At 73.5% G+C, this 18,358-nt stretch carries 16 protein-coding genes and 2 pseudogenes; 12 read left to right on the top strand and 6 right to left on the bottom strand.

Going from position 1 to position 18,358, the window contains the following annotated elements:
• Positions 1 to 11: 11 nt before the first annotated feature.
• The 3 genes from polA to BZZ08_RS31170 all read left to right on the top strand — a co-directional run bounded on the left by polA (position 12) and on the right by BZZ08_RS31170 (position 5,360).
• Positions 12 to 2,735, top strand: a complete 2,724-nt coding sequence (gene polA, locus BZZ08_RS31180) for a DNA polymerase I (protein WP_104635561.1) — start codon at positions 12 to 14, stop codon at positions 2,733 to 2,735.
• 232 nt (positions 2,736 to 2,967) lie between these two features.
• A complete protein-coding gene (locus tag BZZ08_RS31175; protein WP_198601798.1) occupies positions 2,968 to 3,336 on the top strand; it encodes a hypothetical protein in 369 nt (122 codons plus the stop codon).
• Positions 3,337 to 3,593: 257 nt separating this feature from the next.
• Positions 3,594 to 5,360, top strand: a complete 1,767-nt coding sequence (locus BZZ08_RS31170; RefSeq protein ID WP_104635559.1) for a lytic transglycosylase domain-containing protein — start codon at positions 3,594 to 3,596, stop codon at positions 5,358 to 5,360.
• 38 nt (positions 5,361 to 5,398) lie between these two features.
• On the opposite strand, the gene BZZ08_RS31165 is transcribed toward BZZ08_RS31170, so the two are convergent.
• Both BZZ08_RS31165 and BZZ08_RS31160 read right to left on the bottom strand, forming a co-directional pair.
• Positions 5,399 to 8,002, bottom strand: coding sequence for an ATP-dependent RNA helicase (locus BZZ08_RS31165; RefSeq protein ID WP_104635558.1), 2,604 nt, complete (start codon positions 8,000 to 8,002; stop codon positions 5,399 to 5,401).
• Positions 8,003 to 8,069: 67 nt separating this feature from the next.
• Positions 8,070 to 8,903: a class I SAM-dependent methyltransferase gene (locus BZZ08_RS31160; RefSeq protein WP_198601800.1), complete on the bottom strand. Its 834-nt coding sequence runs from the start codon at positions 8,901 to 8,903 to the stop codon at positions 8,070 to 8,072.
• A 375-nt stretch (positions 8,904 to 9,278) separates the two neighbouring features.
• On the opposite strand from BZZ08_RS31160, the gene rpsA reads away from it, so the two are divergent.
• The 4 genes from rpsA (at position 9,279) to BZZ08_RS31135 (ending at position 12,951) form a co-directional block, all read left to right on the top strand.
• Positions 9,279 to 10,790: a 30S ribosomal protein S1 gene (rpsA, locus tag BZZ08_RS31150; RefSeq protein ID WP_104635556.1), complete on the top strand. Its 1,512-nt coding sequence runs from the start codon at positions 9,279 to 9,281 to the stop codon at positions 10,788 to 10,790.
• Between the two features lie 157 nt (positions 10,791 to 10,947).
• Positions 10,948 to 11,886 (top strand): PAC2 family protein, encoded by a 939-nt coding sequence (locus tag BZZ08_RS31145; protein ID WP_104635555.1) that lies wholly within the window; start codon positions 10,948 to 10,950, stop codon positions 11,884 to 11,886.
• A gap of 32 nt (positions 11,887 to 11,918) precedes the next feature.
• A complete protein-coding gene (gene coaE / locus BZZ08_RS31140) occupies positions 11,919 to 12,521 on the top strand; it encodes a dephospho-CoA kinase (RefSeq protein ID WP_104635554.1) in 603 nt (200 codons plus the stop codon).
• Positions 12,522 to 12,570: 49 nt separating this feature from the next.
• Positions 12,571 to 12,951 (top strand): tetratricopeptide repeat protein, encoded by a 381-nt coding sequence (locus BZZ08_RS31135; RefSeq protein WP_104635553.1) that lies wholly within the window; start codon positions 12,571 to 12,573, stop codon positions 12,949 to 12,951.
• Between the two features lie 3 nt (positions 12,952 to 12,954).
• On the opposite strand, the gene BZZ08_RS31130 is transcribed toward BZZ08_RS31135, so the two are convergent.
• Positions 12,955 to 13,212, bottom strand: a complete 258-nt coding sequence (locus BZZ08_RS31130; protein ID WP_104635552.1) for a DUF6343 family protein — start codon at positions 13,210 to 13,212, stop codon at positions 12,955 to 12,957.
• Positions 13,213 to 13,455: 243 nt separating this feature from the next.
• On the opposite strand from BZZ08_RS31130, the gene BZZ08_RS31125 reads away from it, so the two are divergent.
• Complete coding sequence (locus tag BZZ08_RS31125) at positions 13,456 to 13,962, top strand: DoxX family protein (RefSeq protein ID WP_104635551.1); 507 nt, start codon at positions 13,456 to 13,458, stop codon at positions 13,960 to 13,962.
• Positions 13,963 to 13,996: 34 nt separating this feature from the next.
• Here BZZ08_RS31125 and BZZ08_RS31120 read toward each other — a convergent pair whose 3' ends face one another.
• Complete coding sequence (locus tag BZZ08_RS31120; protein WP_104635550.1) at positions 13,997 to 14,536, bottom strand: RNA-binding S4 domain-containing protein; 540 nt, start codon at positions 14,534 to 14,536, stop codon at positions 13,997 to 13,999.
• A gap of 79 nt (positions 14,537 to 14,615) precedes the next feature.
• Between BZZ08_RS31120 and BZZ08_RS31115 the strand changes: the two genes are divergently transcribed.
• On the top strand, positions 14,616 to 15,329 hold the full coding sequence (locus BZZ08_RS31115) for a uracil-DNA glycosylase (protein WP_104635549.1): 714 nt from the start codon (positions 14,616 to 14,618) through the stop codon (positions 15,327 to 15,329).
• 39 nt (positions 15,330 to 15,368) lie between these two features.
• Positions 15,369 to 15,623, top strand: a pseudogene (locus BZZ08_RS31110) (prolyl aminopeptidase); the annotation flags it as partial.
• On the opposite strand, the gene BZZ08_RS31105 reads toward BZZ08_RS31110, so the two are convergent.
• A complete protein-coding gene (locus BZZ08_RS31105; protein WP_104635548.1) occupies positions 15,620 to 16,105 on the bottom strand; it encodes a GNAT family N-acetyltransferase in 486 nt (161 codons plus the stop codon). The pseudogene BZZ08_RS31110 and the gene BZZ08_RS31105 sit on opposite strands and share 4 nt — an antisense overlap.
• Positions 16,102 to 16,515 carry a RidA family protein gene (locus BZZ08_RS31100; protein WP_104635547.1) on the bottom strand — a complete coding sequence of 138 codons (414 nt, stop codon included), beginning with the start codon at positions 16,513 to 16,515 and terminating at the stop codon, positions 16,102 to 16,104. Before BZZ08_RS31100 ends, BZZ08_RS31105 begins: the two co-directional genes overlap by 4 nt.
• A gap of 149 nt (positions 16,516 to 16,664) precedes the next feature.
• Here BZZ08_RS31100 and BZZ08_RS31095 point away from each other — a divergent pair, with 149 nt between their 5' ends.
• Positions 16,665 to 17,447 carry a nucleotidyltransferase domain-containing protein gene (locus BZZ08_RS31095; RefSeq protein WP_104635546.1) on the top strand — a complete coding sequence of 261 codons (783 nt, stop codon included), beginning with the start codon at positions 16,665 to 16,667 and terminating at the stop codon, positions 17,445 to 17,447.
• A gap of 174 nt (positions 17,448 to 17,621) precedes the next feature.
• Positions 17,622 to 18,358, top strand: a pseudogene (locus BZZ08_RS31090) (FUSC family protein); the annotation flags it as partial.

Here is an 18,358-nt window from a genome sequence, read left to right as displayed (position 1 = left end):
GGATCGGAGTCGTGGCGAAGACAGCATCGAAGAAGACCGACAGCACCTCCGGCGACCGACCGCGGCTGATGCTCATGGACGGGCACTCGCTGGCGTACCGCGCGTTCTTCGCGCTGCCCGCGGAGAACTTCACGACCGCGACGGGCCAGCCGACCAACGCGATCTACGGCTTCGCGTCGATGCTGGCCAACACCCTGCGTGACGAGGCGCCCACGCACTTCGCGGTGGCGTTCGACGTCTCCCGCAAGACCTGGCGCTCCGAGGAGTTCACCGAGTACAAGGCGAACCGCTCCAAGACCCCGGACGAGTTCAAGGGGCAGGTGGAGCTGATCGGCGAGCTGCTCGACTCCATGCACGTACCCCGCTTCGCCGTCGAGGGCTTCGAGGCCGACGACGTCATCGCCACCCTCGCCACCCAGGCCGAGGCCGAGGGCTTCGACGTGCTGATCGTCACCGGCGACCGGGACTCCTTCCAGCTGGTCAGCGAGCACACCACGGTCCTGTACCCGACCAAGGGCGTCTCCGAGCTGACCCGCTTCACCCCGGAGAAGGTCTTCGAAAAGTACGGGCTGACCCCCGCCCAGTACCCCGACTTCGCCGCGCTGCGCGGCGACCCGTCCGACAACCTGCCCGGCATCCCGGGCGTCGGCGAGAAGACCGCCGCGAAGTGGATCAACCAGTTCGGGTCGTTCGCGGAGCTGGTCGAGCGCGTCGACGAGGTCAAGGGCAAGGCCGGGCAGAACCTGCGCGACCACCTGGAGTCCGTGCAGCTCAACCGCCGGCTCACCGAGCTGGAGCGTCGGGTCGAGCTGCCGCGGACCGTCACCGACCTGGAGCGGACGGCCTACGACCGCAAGGGCGTCGCGGTGATCCTGGACACCCTGGAGATCCGCAACCCCTCCCTGCGCGAGCGGCTCTACGCCGTCGACCCGGGCGCCGAGGAGGCCGAGGCCACCCCGGTGGTCGCGGACGGCGTGGAACTGGACGGCACCGTGCTGGGCACCGGCGAGCTGGCCGGCTGGCTCGCCGAGCACGGTACGCAGCCGCTCGGCGTGGCCACGGTCGACACCTGGGCCCTGGGCACCGGCTCGGTGACCGAGGTCGCGCTCGCCGCGTCCGACGGGAAGGCCGCCTGGTTCGATCCGACGGAGACCGACGAGGCCGACGAGACGGCGTTCCGCTCCTGGCTCTCCGACCCGGAGCGGCCGAAGGTCTTCCACAACGCCAAGGGCGCGATGCGCGTCTTCGCCGAGCACGGCTGGAGCGTCGCCGGCGTGGGCATGGACACCGCCCTCGCCGCCTACCTGGTCAAGCCGGGGCGCCGCTCCTTCGACCTGGACGCGCTGTCCCTGGAGTACCTGCACCGCGAGCTGGCCCCCGCCGCGGCGGCCGACGGACAGCTCGCCTTCGGCGCGGACGAGGGCGCCGAGGCCGAGGTGCTGATGGTGCAGGCCCGCGCCATCCTCGACCTGGGCGAGACCTTCGAGAGCCGCCTGGCGGACGTCGGCGCGGCCGACCTGCTGCGCGACATGGAGCTGCCCACCTCCGCGCTGCTCGCCCGCATGGAGCGGCACGGCATCGCGGCCGACCGTGAGCACCTCCAGGCCATGGAGCAGATGTTCGCGGGCGCCGTCCAGCAGGCCGTGAAGGAGGCCCACGCGGCGGCCGGCCGGGAGTTCAACCTCGGCTCGCCCAAGCAGCTCCAGGAGGTCCTCTTCGGCGAGCTGAACCTGCCGAAGACCAAGAAGACCAAGACCGGCTACACCACCGACGCCGACGCCCTGGCCTGGCTCGCGGCCCAGACGGACAACGAGCTGCCGGTGATCATGCTCCGCCACCGCGAGCAGGCCAAGCTGCGCGTCACGGTGGAGGGCCTGATCAAGACGATCGCCGCGGACGGCCGCATCCACACCACGTTCAACCAGACGGTCGCCGCGACCGGCCGCCTCTCCTCCACCGACCCGAACCTCCAGAACATCCCGGTCCGCACCGACGAGGGCCGGGCGATCCGCCGCGGCTTCGTGGTCGGCGAGGGCTTCGAGTCCCTGATGACGGCCGACTACAGCCAGATCGAGCTGCGGGTGATGGCCCACCTCTCCGAGGACGCGGGCCTGACCGAGGCGTTCACGTCCGGCGAGGACCTGCACACCACCGCCGCCGCCCAGGTCTTCTCCGTCGAGCAGTCCGCCGTGGACGCCGAGATGCGCCGCAAGATCAAGGCCATGTCCTACGGCCTGGCGTACGGACTGTCCGCCTTCGGCCTCTCCCAGCAGCTGAACATCGAGGCGGCCGAGGCACGGGGCCTGATGGACGCCTACTTCGAGCGCTTCGGCGGCGTACGGGACTATCTGCGCCGGGTCGTCGACGAGGCACGGGCCACCGGATACACGGCGACCCTCTTCGGCCGCCGCCGCTATCTGCCCGACCTCAACAGCGACAACCGCCAGCGCCGCGAGGCGGCCGAGCGGATGGCCCTGAACGCGCCGATCCAGGGCACGGCGGCCGACATCGTCAAGATCGCCATGCTCAACGTGGACAGGGCGCTGCGCGAGGCCGGCCTCAAGTCCCGCATGCTCCTCCAGGTCCACGACGAAATCGTCCTGGAGATCGCCCCGGGGGAGCGCGCCGCGGCGGAGGAACTCGTCCGCCGCGAGATGGCGAACGCGGTGCAGCTCAGGGTCCCCCTGGGCGTCTCCGTGGGCGCGGGCCCGGACTGGGAGTCGGCGGCCCACTAGCCGCGGGCTGTCGCCGTTCCGCCGCCCCTGCGGGCAGTCGTGCCTCCTCCAGGCGGCACGGGTGGGCGCAGGGGCACCCCGCGACGCCGGGTTGCGCACCCCCGCCCCGCCCGCGCCGCCCGCCCGGTCGGCACCGGGCTGCGCCCCCCGGCCCCGCCCACGCCGCCCGCCCCGTCACTCCGGTGGCCCCCAAGGAAACGCCCCGGCCCCGGTCTCCCGTGAGGATGCGGGCATGGGTATACGCATGCTCCACCACCGGACGACACCGGCACGGGCACGCACCGACGCACCCGCCCGCGTGCCACTCCTCCCGGTCCCGGTCTTCGCCCCGGGCGCAAGTACCGGCCGCACCCCCGCCACCCTCACGACGGTCCTGCGCCGCACCGCGACCGACCTCCGCCGCGGACTGGCCCGCCGGGCCCCCGCGACCACCGCCCCGCAGGAGACACCCGCCTGGCGGTTGTGGGCCGACCTGGCCCGCGGCTACCTCGCGCTGGCCCTCACCCTGCTGCCGCGCCCCCGACCCGCCCACACCTTCACCGTCTTCGTCGCGACCGCCGACACCCTCGGCGTGCGACCCGGCGGTCCGGCTCCGTACTGAGTACAGCCCCGGGCTCATATGGCCAGGTGGTGAATATCGGGCAGGAACGGGTGCCCGCGCAAAGCAAGTTGTCGTAGGGTCGCCTGCGGCACCGTATCGGTCGAACAGACGACCACGGTGCTCGGAGGATCGCCGTGCAACCGTCTGCGCCGGTCGATCGTCACAACAGGGCGGACACAGCCGGCACGACGGGCGAGTACGACAGCAGAAGTCGGACGGAGACGGACGCGCGGGCGTCCAGGGGAGGGGTTCACTCTATGGTGGCGCATTTCGACAGGAGGCTCCGCAAGGCGGCGGTCACCACCACCGTGGCTGCGGTCGTGGTCGCGGCCCTGTCCGCGTCCCAGGCCCCCGACGTGACGGCCGACGGCAACGGCAGACGGACCACCGCCGACAACGCGCCGACGTCCGACACGTCGTCCGAGGACAGCGCCACCGGCAACTCGCCCTACTACACCGACCTGCCGCCCCTCAACAGTCCCCTTCCCTCCCCGACCACGGGCACCCCTTCCTCCCGGGGTCCGTCCGAGGCCGGCATTCCCGCCACCGTCCTCGACGCCTACAAGCAGGCCGAGTCGGAGCTGCGCCGGTCCAAGCCCGGCTGCAACCTGCCGTGGCAACTGCTCGCCGCCATCGGCAAGGTGGAGTCCGGTCAGGCCCGCGGCGGCCGCGTCGACGCCAACGGCACGACGATCGGCCGGATCATCGGCCCGCAGCTCGACGGCAACGGCTTCGCGCTCATCAAGGACACCGACAAGGGCGTCTACGACGGCAACAGCAGCTACGACAACGCCGTCGGCCCCATGCAGTTCATCCCGTCCACCTGGGCGTGGGCGGGCCGCGACGGCAACGGCGACGGCAGGGAAGACCCCAACAACGTCTACGACGCCGCCCTCGCCGCCGGCCACTACCTGTGCCGCAACGGCTGGGACCTGTCCGTCCAGGCCGACCTCGACCGCGCGATCCTCAGCTACAACAACTCGCAGGACTACCTGAACACGGTCCTGTCGTGGCTGGAGCACTACCGCAGGGGCACCCACGAGATCCCGGACGGCACCGGCAGCCTCCCGGTCGGCCGCAGCGACGACCCCGGCGCGGGCGTCAGTCCCTCACCGGGCCGCACGGGCGCGACCACGGGATCCCGGGCCCCGGGCACGGCGACGCCCAGCCCGGACCCGTCCCCGAGCAAGCCACCGGCCTCGGGCAAGCCCGACAACCCAGGCCCGAGCACCAAGCCGCCCACGGACCCGGCGCCGCCCACCGAGAACCCCACCCCGGTCCCCACGCCCACCGACACGGTTCACCACCTGGAGAACGCCGGCGGCACGGGGCTCACCGCGGTCGCGGGCGACACGTTCGCCAAGAGGATCAGCACCCGCGCCGAGACCAAGGCCGGAGAGGCCGTGGGCAAGGTGCGCATCCGGTTCACCGTCCTGGGCGACACGGACGCCACCTTCACCGGCGGCGAGAAGGTCGCCGCGGTCACCACCGACGCCTCCGGCGTGGCCGTCGCGCCCGCGCTGGTGGCGGGCGAGCAGACCGGCGAGTTCACCGTCCGCGCCGTCGTGATCGGCCGTTCCGTGCCGGGCCTCGACTACCGGGCCACCGTCACCGAGCGCGTCGCCGACGCCCTCGTCCGCACCACCGAGACCGAGCTGACGTGCACGCCGGGCGACGAGTTCGCCGACCCGGTCGAGGTGAAGGCCACGCTCAAGGGCGCCGTCGCGGACAAGGTCGCCGTCACCGCCACGCTCATCAAGTCCGCGGCCGACCCGACCGAGAACGACAAGGGTCCCTACTTCAAGGACGCCGACGGCAAGACCGTCCGTACGCTGACCGGCCTGACCGACGCCAAGGGCCTGCTGCGGCTGCCGAAGCTGTACGCGGACGACGCCGAGGGCTCCTACGTCCTCCGCCTCACCACCGCGGGCGGCGCCCGGCTCGACCTCACCCTGAAGGTGGCCAAGGCTGCCGAACCGACGCCGGACCCGTCGACCGAGCCGTCGACGGCACCGGAGGCATAGGCACCGTCGCCCGGCGGGGTGCTCCCCGCCGGGACCGGTCACGTGCCGAGCCGGGCCTTCGTGTACCGCGTCGGCTCCGCCGTGGCCGGGTCCTCGGGCCACGGGTGTTTCGGGTACCGGCCGCGCAGCTCCGCCCGTACGCCCTGGTAGCCGTCCCTCCAGAACGAGGCCAGGTCGGCGGTGACCGCGGCGGGGCGGCCGGCGGGGGAGAGCAGGTGCACGAGGAGCGGCACCCCGGCGATCTCCGGTGACCGCTGGAGCCCGAACATCTCCTGCAACTTCACGGCGAGGACGGGCTGTTCGGGGTCGCCGTAGTCGATCCGGATCCTGGACCCGCTGGGGACGAGGATCCGCTCGGGGGCCAGCTCGTCGAGCCGCGCCGCTTCCCCGGACGCCCAGGGCAGCAGCCGCGTCAGCGCCTGCCCGGCGTCGATCCGGCCCAGGTCGGCCCGCCGCCGGGCCCGGCTCAGCTCGGGTTCCAGCCACTCGTCCGCGCGCGTGAGCAGCGCCTCGTCGGTGACGTCCGGCCAGGGCTCACCGAGGTGCCGCCGCAGGAACGCGAGCCGCCGGCGCAGCAGGTCGGCGTCGGCCGAGCGGCGCAGCAGCCCGAGCCCCTCCCGCCGCAGCCCCTCCAGCAGCGCGCCCCGCACGAGGGCGGGGTCGGGGTCGGCGAGGGGCCGCACCGCCAGTTCCACCGCCCCGAGCCGCTCGACCCGCCGGGCCACCACGTCACCGTCGGCCCAGCGCACCTCGTCCCGCTCGGTCAGCAGCGCTCCCGCCGCGAGCCGGGCGGTCTCCTCGTCGACGGCCGCGCCGAGCTGCACGCGCGCGTGCCCCCGGCCCACCGGCCGGTCGGCCACGGCGACGGCGATCCACGGCGCCCCGCGCAGCGCCGACGCCCGAGGCAGTTCCGCCCGGGTGCCGGAGACCATCAGGTACGAACCGCCGTCCTTCCTGGCCACCCGCTCGGGAAACGCCAGAGCGGCCACCAGCCCGGCGAGGACCTCGTCGCCGGCCGGCAGTCCTCGCCCGCCCTCCACGGCGGCCCGCAGCCGCCGCACCTCGGCCCGCCACCGCGCCCCGTAGGCGTCGCCACCCCGCCGAGCCGCCCGCAGTACGGACACGAGATCGTCCCCGTACTCCCGCGGCGCCTCCTCGCTCAACAGCCCCACCACCTCAGCCACCACCTCGTCCCCACGGCCCCCGGCGCCCCCACCCGTCGCGGACGGACCGGTCCCGGAGGCGGCCGGTCGCGCGGTGCCGCCGTCGGCAGGGCGCGGGCCGGCGGGGACCCCCGCTGCCGAGGTGGCCCGGGGCGGAAGGCCCGCGCTCAGGTCCGCCGCGTCCAGGAGGGCGCGCCCCAGCCGGGGGTGCAGACCGAGACGGGCCAGGCGTGCGCCCCGGTCCGTCGCCCGGCCGGCGGAGTCCACCGCGCCGACCGCCTCCAGCACCGACCTGGCGGCTGCCACCAGACCGGACGCGTCCGGATCGCCCCAGCAGGCCGCCTGCAACGCGAACGCCGTCAGGTCGGCCACCTTGATCTCCGGCGCCGGGAAGCGCGGCAGACGGGCGTCCTCCGCCTCCGCCCAGCAGCGGTACACCACCCCCGGCGCCTCGCGGCCGGCCCGGCCCGCCCGCTGCCGCGCCGCCGCCCGCGAGGCCCGTACCGTCGTCAGCGCGCTGAGCCCGCGCGCGTGGTCCACCCGCGGCTCCCGGGCCAGCCCCGCGTCCACGACCATCCGGACGCCCGGGACCGTCAGCGACGACTCGGCCACCGAGGTCGCCAGCACCACCCGGCGCCGCGCCCCGGGCGCCAGCACCGCGTCCTGCACGGCCGCGGGCGCCCGCCCGTGCACCTGGAGCACGTCCACGTCCCCGAGGCCCGCCAACTGTCCCGCCACGCGGGAGATCTCCCCGACTCCCGGCAGGAAGCACAGGACGTCCCCGTCCCGTTCGGCCAGCGCCCGGCGTACCACGGCGGCCACGTGCGCGAGCAGCGCCGGGTCCACCCGCATCCCGTGCGGCGGCCGCACCGGCCGCACCGGCGGCGTCCACACGACCTCCACGGGGTACGACACGCCCCGCGCCTCGACGACCGGCGCGTCCCCCAGCAGCCGCGACCAGCCCTCCGCGTCGGTCGTGGCCGACGCGGCCACCAGCCGCAGCTCGGGCCGCAGGGCCTGCCGCACGTCCCACAGGAACGCCGCCGAGGTGTCCGCGTCCAGATGCCGCTCGTGGCACTCGTCCAGCACCACCGCGTCGACGCCCGACAGCTCCTGGTCCCGCTGGAGCCGCTGGAGCAGCACACCGGTCGTGACGACCTCCACGCGCGCGTGGCGCCCGACGACCCGCTCCCCGCGCACGGTGTACCCGACGCTCGCGCCCGGCTTCTCACCCAGCAGCCACGCCATCCGCCGGGCCGCCGCCCGCGCCGCGATCCGCCGCGGCTCGGCCACGACCACACGCCGCGCGGGAGCCGCATCGCCGCCCAGCAGCCCCGCCAGGGCCAGCGGCACCAGCGTCGTCTTGCCGGTGCCGGGCGGCGCGACCAGCACCGCCGTGCCGTGCCCCTCCAGGGCGTCGTGCAGCGCGGGCAGGGCACCGCGCACGGGCAGCGCGTCCAGGGCGTCGTAACGGATCACGCCCCCAGTGTCGTACGTCCGCGAAACCACCCTCCGCGCGCGCGGGCCTCCGCGCCCCGGGTACGGCTCAGTCGCGCTCGCAGACGAAGATCGCCGTCCCCGGGATCAGGTGCCCGCGCAGCGGCGACCAGCCGCCCCATTCCGAGGTGTTCCAGTCCGGCCACTCCGGCTCCACGAGGTCCACCAGCCGGAACCCCGACGTCACCACGTCCCGCACCCGGTCACCGAGCGTCCTGTGGTGCTCGACGTACACCGCGAGGCCCTCGTCGTCCTGCTCGACGTACGGCGTCCGGTCGAAGTACGAGGCGGATACCGACAGCCCCTCGGGGCCCGGCTCGTCCGGGAACGCCCAGCGCAGCGGGTGCGTGACGGAGAAGACGAAGCGGCCGCCGGGCCGCAGCACCCGGCGCACCTCCCGCAGCACCAGCCGCGGGTCGGCGACGAACGGCAGCGCCCCGTACGCCGAACACGCCAGGTCGAACGAACCGTCCGCGAAGGGCAGCACCGACGCGTCGGCACACACCAGGGGGAACGAGACGCCGATGCGCAGGGCGTGCTGGAGCTGGCGGTGGGAGAGGTCCAGGGCCACCGGACGGGCCCCCTGGGCGGTCAGCCAGCGCGAACACTGGGCGGCGCCGGCGCCGATCTCCAGGACGTCCTTGCCCTTCAGCTCCTCCGGCGGGCCGAGCAGCTCGGCCTCCACCTCGTCCAGGCCCTCGGGACACCACACGAAGCGGTCGTCGCCGAGGAAGGTGCCGTGCTCGGTCTGGTACTCGTCCGCGTTCCGGTCCCACCAGCCGCGGTTGGCGCGGGAACTCTCCGTCACACCGGCGGCACGCCGGGTGGCCTCGGGCTCTGGTCCGTCGGTTCCTTCGGCCTCGGACGTTACGGGCTCTTGGATGACCGGCTCCCTCGTACTAGTCTGCGGGCTCTTCCGTGCCGCCCGCCCCGCGTGTCACGCACAGGGCATCCAGGGGTCCGTGTGGCCTCGGGAGACGGCTTTTGTGCCGGGTATGCGACGATCTGCCCCGGGTGTGCGGCTTCGCGCATTGACCCTGCCCGGCTGCCCCCGTATGCTACAAGTTGCGCTGCGGGCCTGCGCACCTCAGACGTAGCAGGTCGCGCTCGCATCTGTTGTATGTCCCCTCGGTTCTCGAGGCGTCACCAGTGGATTTCGGTGACGCTTCCTTGGCTGTCCGGCTTCTTCAGAGCGAAACGGGCTCCCGGCGTAAGCAGTACCTACGACTTCAATGTCCGTACCGGAGCCCTTTCCCACATGACGAGCAGCACCGAGACCACCGCCACCACCCCGCAGGTAGCGGTCAACGACATCGGTAACGAGGAAGCCTTCCTCGCCGCGATCGACGAGACGATCAAGTACTTCAACGACGGCGACATCGTCGACGGCGTCATCGTGAAGGTCGACCGGGACGAGGTCCTGCTCGACATCGGTTACAAGACCGAAGGCGTTATCCCGAGCCGCGAGCTCTCCATCAAGCACGACGTCGACCCCAACGAGGTCGTCGCCGTCGGTGACGAGATCGAGGCCCTTGTTCTCCAGAAGGAGGACAAGGAAGGCCGCCTGATCCTCTCGAAGAAGCGCGCCCAGTACGAGCGTGCCTGGGGCACCATCGAGAAGATCAAGGAAGAGGACGGGATCGTCACCGGTACCGTCATCGAGGTCGTCAAGGGTGGTCTCATCCTCGACATCGGCCTCCGTGGCTTCCTCCCGGCCTCCCTGGTCGAGATGCGCCGCGTCCGCGACCTCCAGCCCTACGTGGGCAAGGAGCTCGAGGCCAAGATCATCGAGCTGGACAAGAACCGCAACAACGTGGTCCTGTCCCGCCGTGCCTGGCTGGAGCAGACCCAGTCCGAGGTCCGCCAGACGTTCCTCACCACCCTCCAGAAGGGTCAGGTCCGTTCCGGCGTCGTCTCCTCGATCGTCAACTTCGGTGCCTTCGTGGACCTGGGTGGCGTCGACGGTCTGGTCCACGTCTCCGAGCTGTCCTGGAAGCACATCGACCACCCGTCCGAGGTGGTCGAGGTCGGCCAGGAGGTCACCGTCGAGGTCCTCGACGTCGACATGGACCGCGAGCGTGTCTCCCTGTCGCTGAAGGCGACCCAGGAAGACCCGTGGCAGCAGTTCGCCCGCACCCACCAGATCGGCCAGGTCGTGCCCGGCAAGGTCACGAAGCTGGTTCCGTTCGGTGCGTTCGTCCGCGTGGACGAGGGCATCGAGGGTCTGGTCCACATCTCCGAGCTGGCCGAGCGCCACGTGGAGATCCCGGAGCAGGTCGTCCAGGTCAACGACGAGATCTTCGTCAAGGTCATCGACATCGACCTCGAGCGCCGCCGCATCAGCCTCTCGCTGAAGCAGGCCAACGAGGCCTTCGGTGCCGACCCGTCCACGGTCGAGTTCGACCCGACCCTGTACGGCATGGCCGCGTCCTACGACGACCAGGGCAACTACATCTACCCCGAGGGCTTCGACCCCGAGACCAACGACTGGCTCGAGGGCTACGAGACCCAGCGCGAGGCCTGGGAGACGCAGTACGCCGAGGCCCAGCAGCGCTTCGAGCAGCACCAGGCGCAGGTCATCAAGTCCCGCGAGGCGGACGAGAAGGCCGCTGCCGAGGGCGTCGACACCGCGGGTGCGGCTCCGGCCGCGTCCGGTGGTGGTGGCGGCGGCGGCTCGTACTCCTCCGAGGGCGGCGACAACTCCGGCGCGCTCGCGTCGGACGAGGCGCTGGCCGCGCTGCGCGAGAAGCTGGCCGGCGGCCAGAGCTGAAGCTCTGAACACCGGCCGCTGACATCCGGCGGTTGAAACACAGCGGTAGCCGAGGGGCCGCACCTTCCGAGGTGCGGCCCTTCGGTGTGTCCCCGCGGGAATGCCCCACCCCGCAAGGGCGTTGAGAAAGACGAACACACGGAGGGGAGCGGTCACTGTGCTTGATCCGCAGGATTTGTACGCCTGGGAGCCGAAGGGCCTTGCCGTCGTCGACATGGCACTCGCCCAGGAGTCGGCCGGACTGGTCATGCTGTACCACTTCGACGGATACATCGACGCCGGGGAGACCGGCGACCAGATCGTCGACCAGGTGCTCGACTCGCTGCCCCATCAGGTCGTCGCGCGCTTCGACCACGACCGCCTCGTGGACTACCGGGCCCGCCGGCCGCTGCTGACCTTCAAGCGGGACGCCTACACGGACTACGAGGAACCCACCATCGAGGTGCGGCTCGTCCAGGACGCCACCGGGGCGCCGTTCCTGCTCCTGTCGGGCCCCGAGCCGGACGTCGAGTGGGAGCGTTTCGCCGCCGCCGTAGGGCAGATCGTGGAGCGGCTCGGCGTCCGCCTGGCGGTGAGTTTCCACGGCATCCCGATGGGCGTCCCGCACACCCGCCCCGTCGGCATCACCCCGCACGGCAACCGCACCGACCTCGTGCCGGGCCATCGCAGCCCCTTCGAGGAGGCGCAGGTCCCCGGCAGCGCGGAGGCACTCGTCGAGTACCGGCTCGCGCAGGCCGGCCACGACGTGCTCGGCGTCGCCGCACACGTCCCGCACTACATCGCCCGCTCCGCGTACCCGGACGCGGCGCTGACCGTCCTGGAGGCGATCACCGCGGCGACCGGACTGGTCCTCCCGGGCATCGCGCACTCGCTGCGCACGGACGCCCACCGCACCCAGACGGAGATCGACCGGCAGATCCAGGAGGGCGACGAGGAGCTCACCGCCCTCGTCCAGGGTCTTGAGCACCAGTACGACGCCGCGGCGGGCGCCGAGACCAGGGGCAACATGCTCGCCGAACCCGTCGAGATCCCCTCCGCGGACGAGATCGGCCGCGAGTTCGAACGGTTCCTCGCGGAGCGGGAGGGCGACAACTGACGTCGTGCCCGGCACCCTCTAAGCTTCCGCCCATGCTGAAGGTGGGCCTGACCGGCGGGATCGGCGCCGGCAAGAGCGAGGTGTCCCGGCTGCTCGTCGAGCACGGCGCCGTACTGATCGACGCCGACCGGATCGCACGCGAGGTCGTCGCCCCCGGAACTCCCGGGCTCGCCGCGGTCGTGGAGGCGTTCGGCGAGGACGTCCTCGCCGAGGACGGCAGCCTGGACCGGCCGAGACTGGGCGCGATCGTGTTCGCCGATCCGGAGAAGCTGGCCGTCCTGAACGGCATCGTGCATCCCCTGGTCGGCGAGCGCTCCCGTGCCCTGGAGGAGGCCGCCGCCGAGGACGCCGTCGTCGTCCACGACGTCCCCCTGCTCACGGAGAACGGCCTGGCGCCGCTGTACGACCTCGTGGTGGTCGTGGACGCCGACCCGGCCACCCAGCTCGACCGGCTGGTCCGGCTGCGCGGCATGACCGAGCAGGACGCACGGGCTCGCATGGCCGCCCAGGCGACGCGCGAGCAGCGCCGGGAGATCGCGGACCTGGTCGTCGACAACGACGTACCGCTGGAGGAACTGCGGCGCCGCGTCAAGGAGGTCTGGGACGAACTGGTGCACAGGACGCACACGGAATAGCGGCCCCCGCGCGTGCGTTGATCCCTTCCAGCGAGGGAAGGACTCAGCCGTGCCCGAGACCAGCAGTCCCACCGGACGTACTCCGGAGACGGATGTCATCGACTTCCGTGCCGCCGAGCAGTTGCTCGCGGCGCGGGACCCGCGCGGCGCGGTGAAACTGCTCGACGGAGTCATCGGCGCCCATCCCGAGAACACCGCCGCGCGGCTGCTGCGCGCGCGTGCCTTCTTCGCGGCGGCGCAACTGCGACCGGCCGAGCTGGAGTTCACCATCGTCCTGGAGCGCGAGCCGGACAACGCGTACGCGCACTTCGCCCTCGCCCGCACCTATGAGCGCCGGGGCTGTCCCGACCAGGCCCGCCGTCACTTCCGGCTGGCGGCGGCGCTGGACCCGAACCCGGAGTACGTGCAGCAGGCGCGCTTCGACTCCTGACGGTCAGCGTCTCGGCGGCGGGTACGGCGGGATGTTCCGGCCCGGCTGATAGTGCGGGCCCTGGCGGATGTGCCGGAGGATCACGCTCAGGTCGACCGTGACGACGAGCCACAGCACTCCGCAGGCGAGCGCCCAGCCGAACCGCCCCGTGAGCGCGAAGGCGGCGGTGCCGAAGACGGCCCAGACCAGCCCCCACAGGCTCAGCCAGAACCGCGCCCGCAGGGCACTGCGCGCGGTTGCCGGTTCACTGCCCGTACGCATCGGTTCACCACTCCTGTATCGAACCTACTGCGGCAGGTCGGGAAGGGGAAGCGAGCCGTACCGCCGGACCGGCGGGCCCCCGGAGCCAGGCGCGTTCACTCGGACGGGTGAACCGACGCCGGTACCTCACCGACGACGAGACGTGGGTGAGGGCCGTGCCCGCGCGGCAGGGGTAGCGCCGCACCCGGCGGCGGTACGGTCACCGGCGCGGGCGCCTCCGTAGCGGCAGGAGCCGGTCCGGCGATGAGTTCCGGGGCGGCGAGCGGTCTGTATCCCGACAGCAGCACGGACCGCCCAGCCCAGGAGACCGCCATGTCCGAGACCACCGCTTCCCCCGCCCCCACCGTGTCGGCCCGCGGACGCGGCCTCCGGGTCGCCCTGCGCGTGGTGCAGGTGTTCCTCGCACTGTTCTTCGCCCTCGCGAGCGCCCTGCCCAAGCTGATCGGACACTCCTCGGCGGCCGGCAGCTTCGCGGAGATGGGCTGGGGCGACGCGGGCATGTACGCGATCGGTGTCCTCGAGCTGGCGGGAGCGATCGCCCTGCTCGTGCCGGTGCTCCAGTCGGTGGCCGCGGCGGCGCTGAGCGCGCTGATGGTGGGCGCGTTCGTCGTCCAGCTCACCTACTTCGACGGTGCGAACGCGGCGACGCCGCTCGTCCTGATGGTGCCGCTCCTGATCGTCGCCCGGGCCCGCCGCGGGCACAACGAGGAGCTGCGCCGGCTGGTGCGTGCCCGGGTCCGGCGCGGCTGATCAGAACCGGGCCGCCCGCGGACCCCGCCCCCGCTCAGGGCCGGTTCGCGGCGTCCCGACGGGAGCTGCTCAGGCCCTCCAGGCCGCGCAGCCGGTCCATCTCGCGGCGGTCCCGCTTGGTCGGGCGTCCGGCGCCGCGGTCGCGGATGCCGGCCGGGGCGACCGCCTCACGGGGCGGGGGCGGCGGGGAGTTGTCGACGTAGCACTGGACGGCGACCGGGGCGCCGACGCGCTTGCGGATCAGCCGCTTCACGACGACGATCCGCTCCCGGCCCTCCTGCCGCAGGCGCACCTCGTCGCCGACGCGGAGCGAGTGGGCGGGCTTGACCCGCTCGCCGTTCACCCGGACGTGGCCGCCGCGGCAGGCGGTCGCGCCCAGGGAGCGGGTCTTGATCAGGCGGACGGCCCAGATCCAGCTGTCCACGCGGACGCTCTCGCCGTTCTGCGGCCCGGCCGCCTCGGCGGCGGCGATCGCCGCCACCGTCTTCGGGTCGGGTGCCCCGGCGGCGGCAGCGGCGTCGTCCTGTGCGGCGGCCACCCGGCCGCTCCCGCCTTCGTCATGCTCGGAAGCCATGCTCCGACCCTAACCAACCAGCGCGGCGGAACGGGCCGCAATTTCCGTGGCCCGTCGGCCGAGGTCTTACGGTGGACGCATGGACACCGGCGGCCTCTCCGTACTCGACCAGCGCATCGCGGGGTGCCGGGCCTGTCCGAGGCTGGTCGAGTGGCGCGAGGAGGTCGCCCGTACCAAGCGGGCCGCCTTCACCGACTGGACGTACTGGGGCCGGCCGGTGCCCGGCTTCGGCCCGCCGGACGCCCGGCTGCTGATCGTCGGGCTGGCCCCCGCCGCCCACGGCGGCAACCGCACCGGCCGGATGTTCACCGGCGACCGCTCCGGGGACGTCCTGTACCAGGCGCTGTACGACGTCGGCCTCGCCTCGCAGCCCACCGCGGTCCGGGCCGACGACGGTCTGGAGCTGTACGGCGTGCGCATCACCTCGCCGGTGCACTGCGCCCCGCCCGAGAACAAGCCGACCCCCGCCGAACGGGACACCTGCCGTTCCTGGCTCGTCCAGGAGCTGGGGCTGCTGCGGCCGACGCTGCGCGCGGTGGTCGTCCTCGGTGCCTTCGGCTGGCAGGCCGCGCTGCCCGCGTTCGCCGGGGCGGGCTGGACCGTGCCCCGCCCCCGTCCGGCCTTCGCGCACGGCGGGCACGTGCGGCTGGACGCCGCCGACGGGCCGGGCCTGCACCTCTTCGGCTGCTTCCACGTCAGCCAGCGCAACACCTTCACCGGCCGGCTCACCCCCGAGATGCTGCGCGACGTGCTGCGCACGGCGGCGGACACGGCGGGGCTGCCCGCCGAGTGAGGCCCGCGTCCTGAAGGGGGTGAGGGCTCGGGCCGCCGCGGCGACGGCACCGACGAGGGCGTGGTCCTCGGGGACGCGCACCTGCCGATGGGCGTCTCCGGCACCCTGGTGCAGGGCACCCTCGACTTCGGCAACCTCCGCGGCATCGTCCGGCGGCTCCACCATGCCTGGCCGGACAGCGAGTTGGTGAGCGCGGACGAGGCCGGGCACGGCGCCGGGGCGACCGGCGACGAGGCCCCGCCGGCGGCGACGGCCCAGTACGCGCGCGGTGACACCGGCGGGGTGAAGGACTAGGGCCGCCGCCACACGTAGCGCACGTCCGGCTCCCGCTCCTCGTTCCGGTCGCCGTCCGTCCACTCCACGGGCGTGAAACCGTGCCGTTCGTAGAAGCGCCGCGCGGGCGCGTTGACCTGGAAGGTCCACAGCGACAGCCCGTCCGCCCGCCGCTCCTTGGCCAGGGCGACGAACCGGTCCCCGATTCCGCACCCGCGCCGTTCGGGGGCGAGGTAGAGCTGCGACAGCTCCTCGCCCTCCAGCACCATCACACCGGCGACCGCGCCACCGGGCCCCTCCGCCAGCCAGGTCTCGTACCGCTCCACCACCACGTGCCGGAAGTACGCGCGGACCTCGGCGTCGGAACGGGGCCGGACCACGGTCGGCAGCGCCGCCGCGAAGGAGCGCAGCCAGACGTCGGCCGCCGCCCGCGCGTCGGCGGCGCGGGCGCGCCGCAGGACGACCGGCTCGGTACCGGACCCGGCCCCCGCCTCCCGGTTCACGGGCGGCCGGTCTCCGGCACGACCGCGGTCGCGGTGATCTCCACCAGCTGTCCCGGGTAGCCGAGGCAGCTCACCCCGAGCAGCGTCGAGGAGTGCGGACCGGTGCTGAGCCCGGACGCCTCGACGACGTCCCAGACGGCGGACAGCGGAGCGGTCTCGGTGCTCACGACGTACACATCGGTGGACAGCACGTGCTCCAGGCCGCTCCCGACGGCGCGCAGCTGCTCGGTGAGGTTCGCGATCACCTGCTCGGCCTGGCGGACCGGATCGCCCTCGCCGACCAGCTTCCCCTCCGCGTCGAGCGGGACGGAACCGGCGAGGAACGCGAGCCTGGTCCCGGTCTCGACGACGGAGGCGTGGGAGTAGACGGGCGGCGGGAAGAGGCCGGGCACGGTGACGCGCTGGATCACGAGGGCTCCTGGAAGACGGGCGGGCAACCTCCCGATCGTCCGTTCTCCGCCCGCGCCGCGCACCCGAATTTCGCTCGCGGCCCGCACCCCGGCCGCCTAGGCTCCCGGCGTCGGCCACACCCCGCCCGCACGGTCAGGAGCCCGCACCAGTGCCCACGCCCACGCTCACGGACCAGGCATTCCTCGACACCACGGCCGACCGGCTCGCCGCCCTGCCCGCGGTCCGCGCGGTGACCCTCGGCGGCTCCCGGGCACAGGGCACGCACGGACCGGACAGCGACTGGGACCTGGCGGTCTACTACCGGGGCGCCTTCGACCCGGCGGACCTGCGTGCCGTCGGCTGGGCGGGCGAGGTCTCGGAGACCGGCGCCTGGGGCGGCGGCGTCTTCAACGGGGGCGCCTGGCTGACGATCGACGAGCGCCGGGTCGACGTGCACTACCGCGACCTCGACGTGGTCGAGCACGTGACGAAGGAGGCTCAGGCGGGCCGTTTCGGCGTCGAGCCGCTGATGTTCCACCTGGCCGGCATCCCGACCTACCTCGTGGTGGCCGAGCTGGCGATCAACCGGGTGCTGCGCGGCGACCTGCCCCGCCCCGACGGCTACCCGAAGGCCCTGCGCACCACCGCGCCCGAACACTGGTACGGCGCGGCCACCGCCACCCTCGCCTACGCCAAGGCCGGCCACGCCCCCAAGGGCGCCCTCACCCAGGTCGCCGGCGCGGTCGCCCTCGCCACGGCCCAGACGGCACACGCGGTGCTGGCGGCGCGCGGGGAGTGGGTGACGAACGAGAAGGGGATGGTCGGCCGGGCCGGGCTCGACGGCATGGACGCGCTGCTCGCCGGTCTGACGCCGGAACCGGGGCCCCTGGCCGACGCGGTGACGCGGGCCGGAACACTGCTGCGCGAGACCCTGGAGGCCGCCCGCTCCTGAGCGCACGGCGCCGCGGTGCCCCCTGGCGCTCGACGGCCGTCATCCGCCCGAAACAGGCCCGTTTCCGCGCCTTCGAAAACCCGTCGTACGCTTGACAGCGCACCGCACAGCCCGGCCACCGTCGCCCGAAGGCTCACCACCGCCCTCGACCGGACGACAGGAGCCCCGCACCCCGTGTTCCGCACCGCAGCCCAAGCGCTCCCGCCCTGGCTCGGCCACGCCCTGAACGCCCAGCGCGGCCCCGTGCCCTGGAACGCGGTGGCCCGGGGAGCCCTGGCGGGCGGGCCGCTGCTGACCGCGGCCCTGGTCGCCGGGCGGGCCTCCCTCGGGGTCGTCGCCGCGATCGCCGCCATGTTGGCCGGCATCAACGACCGGCCGGGCAGCCGCCGCACCTCCGTACGCCGGATCGGTGTACCCGCGCTCGCGGGGGCCGCCGGGCTGCTCGTCGGGACGTACGCCGGGCAGCACCTCGGGGCCGTGGCGCTGACCCTGGTGCTGACCGGGCTCGGACTGGTCGCCGGGTGCGTCAGCGCCGTCGGGCCCGTGGCGTCCGGGACGGGGACGCAGCTGCTGGTCACCGCGGCCGTGGGCGCCGGGATGCCGCTGCCCGAGCCCGGATGGCAGAGCGTGCTCGCCTTCCTCGCCGGCGCCGGATGGCTGCTCCTGCTGCGACTGGCCCTGCCCACGCCGACCTCGCTCACCGGCGACCTCCGTCTCGACTTCCGCTTCGACGGGGAACGGGCGGCCGTCGCCGACGTCTACGAGGCCGTCGCCGCGCTGCTCGACGCCGTCGGCACCGAGCACGCCGTGGCTCGCCGGGCCGCGCTCACCGCCGCCCTCGACCACGCGCAGGACGCGCTCGCCGGACCCCGGCTGCGGCGCCGCGCCTCGACCGCGGCCGAACGCCGGCT

This window comes from Streptomyces sp. MH60, assembly GCF_002939385.1.
GTDB lineage: Bacteria > Actinomycetota > Actinomycetes > Streptomycetales > Streptomycetaceae > Streptomyces.
Note: the sequence above shows the minus strand (reverse complement) of the source record. Positions and strands in the feature narration are given on the sequence as shown.

Coding starts and splice junctions, on each gene's coding strand:
- coaE (WP_104635554.1), top strand. CDS start 11,919: ATGCTGAAGGTGGGCCTGACCGGCGGGATCGGCGCCGGCAAGAGCGAG.
- BZZ08_RS31120 (WP_104635550.1), bottom strand. CDS start 14,536: ATGGCTTCCGAGCATGACGAAGGCGGGAGCGGCCGGGTGGCCGCCGCA.
- rpsA (WP_104635556.1), top strand. CDS start 9,279: ATGACGAGCAGCACCGAGACCACCGCCACCACCCCGCAGGTAGCGGTC.
- BZZ08_RS31115 (WP_104635549.1), top strand. CDS start 14,616: ATGGACACCGGCGGCCTCTCCGTACTCGACCAGCGCATCGCGGGGTGC.
- BZZ08_RS31170 (WP_104635559.1), top strand. CDS start 3,594: ATGGTGGCGCATTTCGACAGGAGGCTCCGCAAGGCGGCGGTCACCACC.
- BZZ08_RS31175 (WP_198601798.1), top strand. CDS start 2,968: ATGGGTATACGCATGCTCCACCACCGGACGACACCGGCACGGGCACGC.
- BZZ08_RS31125 (WP_104635551.1), top strand. CDS start 13,456: ATGAGTTCCGGGGCGGCGAGCGGTCTGTATCCCGACAGCAGCACGGAC.
- BZZ08_RS31130 (WP_104635552.1), bottom strand. CDS start 13,212: ATGCGTACGGGCAGTGAACCGGCAACCGCGCGCAGTGCCCTGCGGGCG.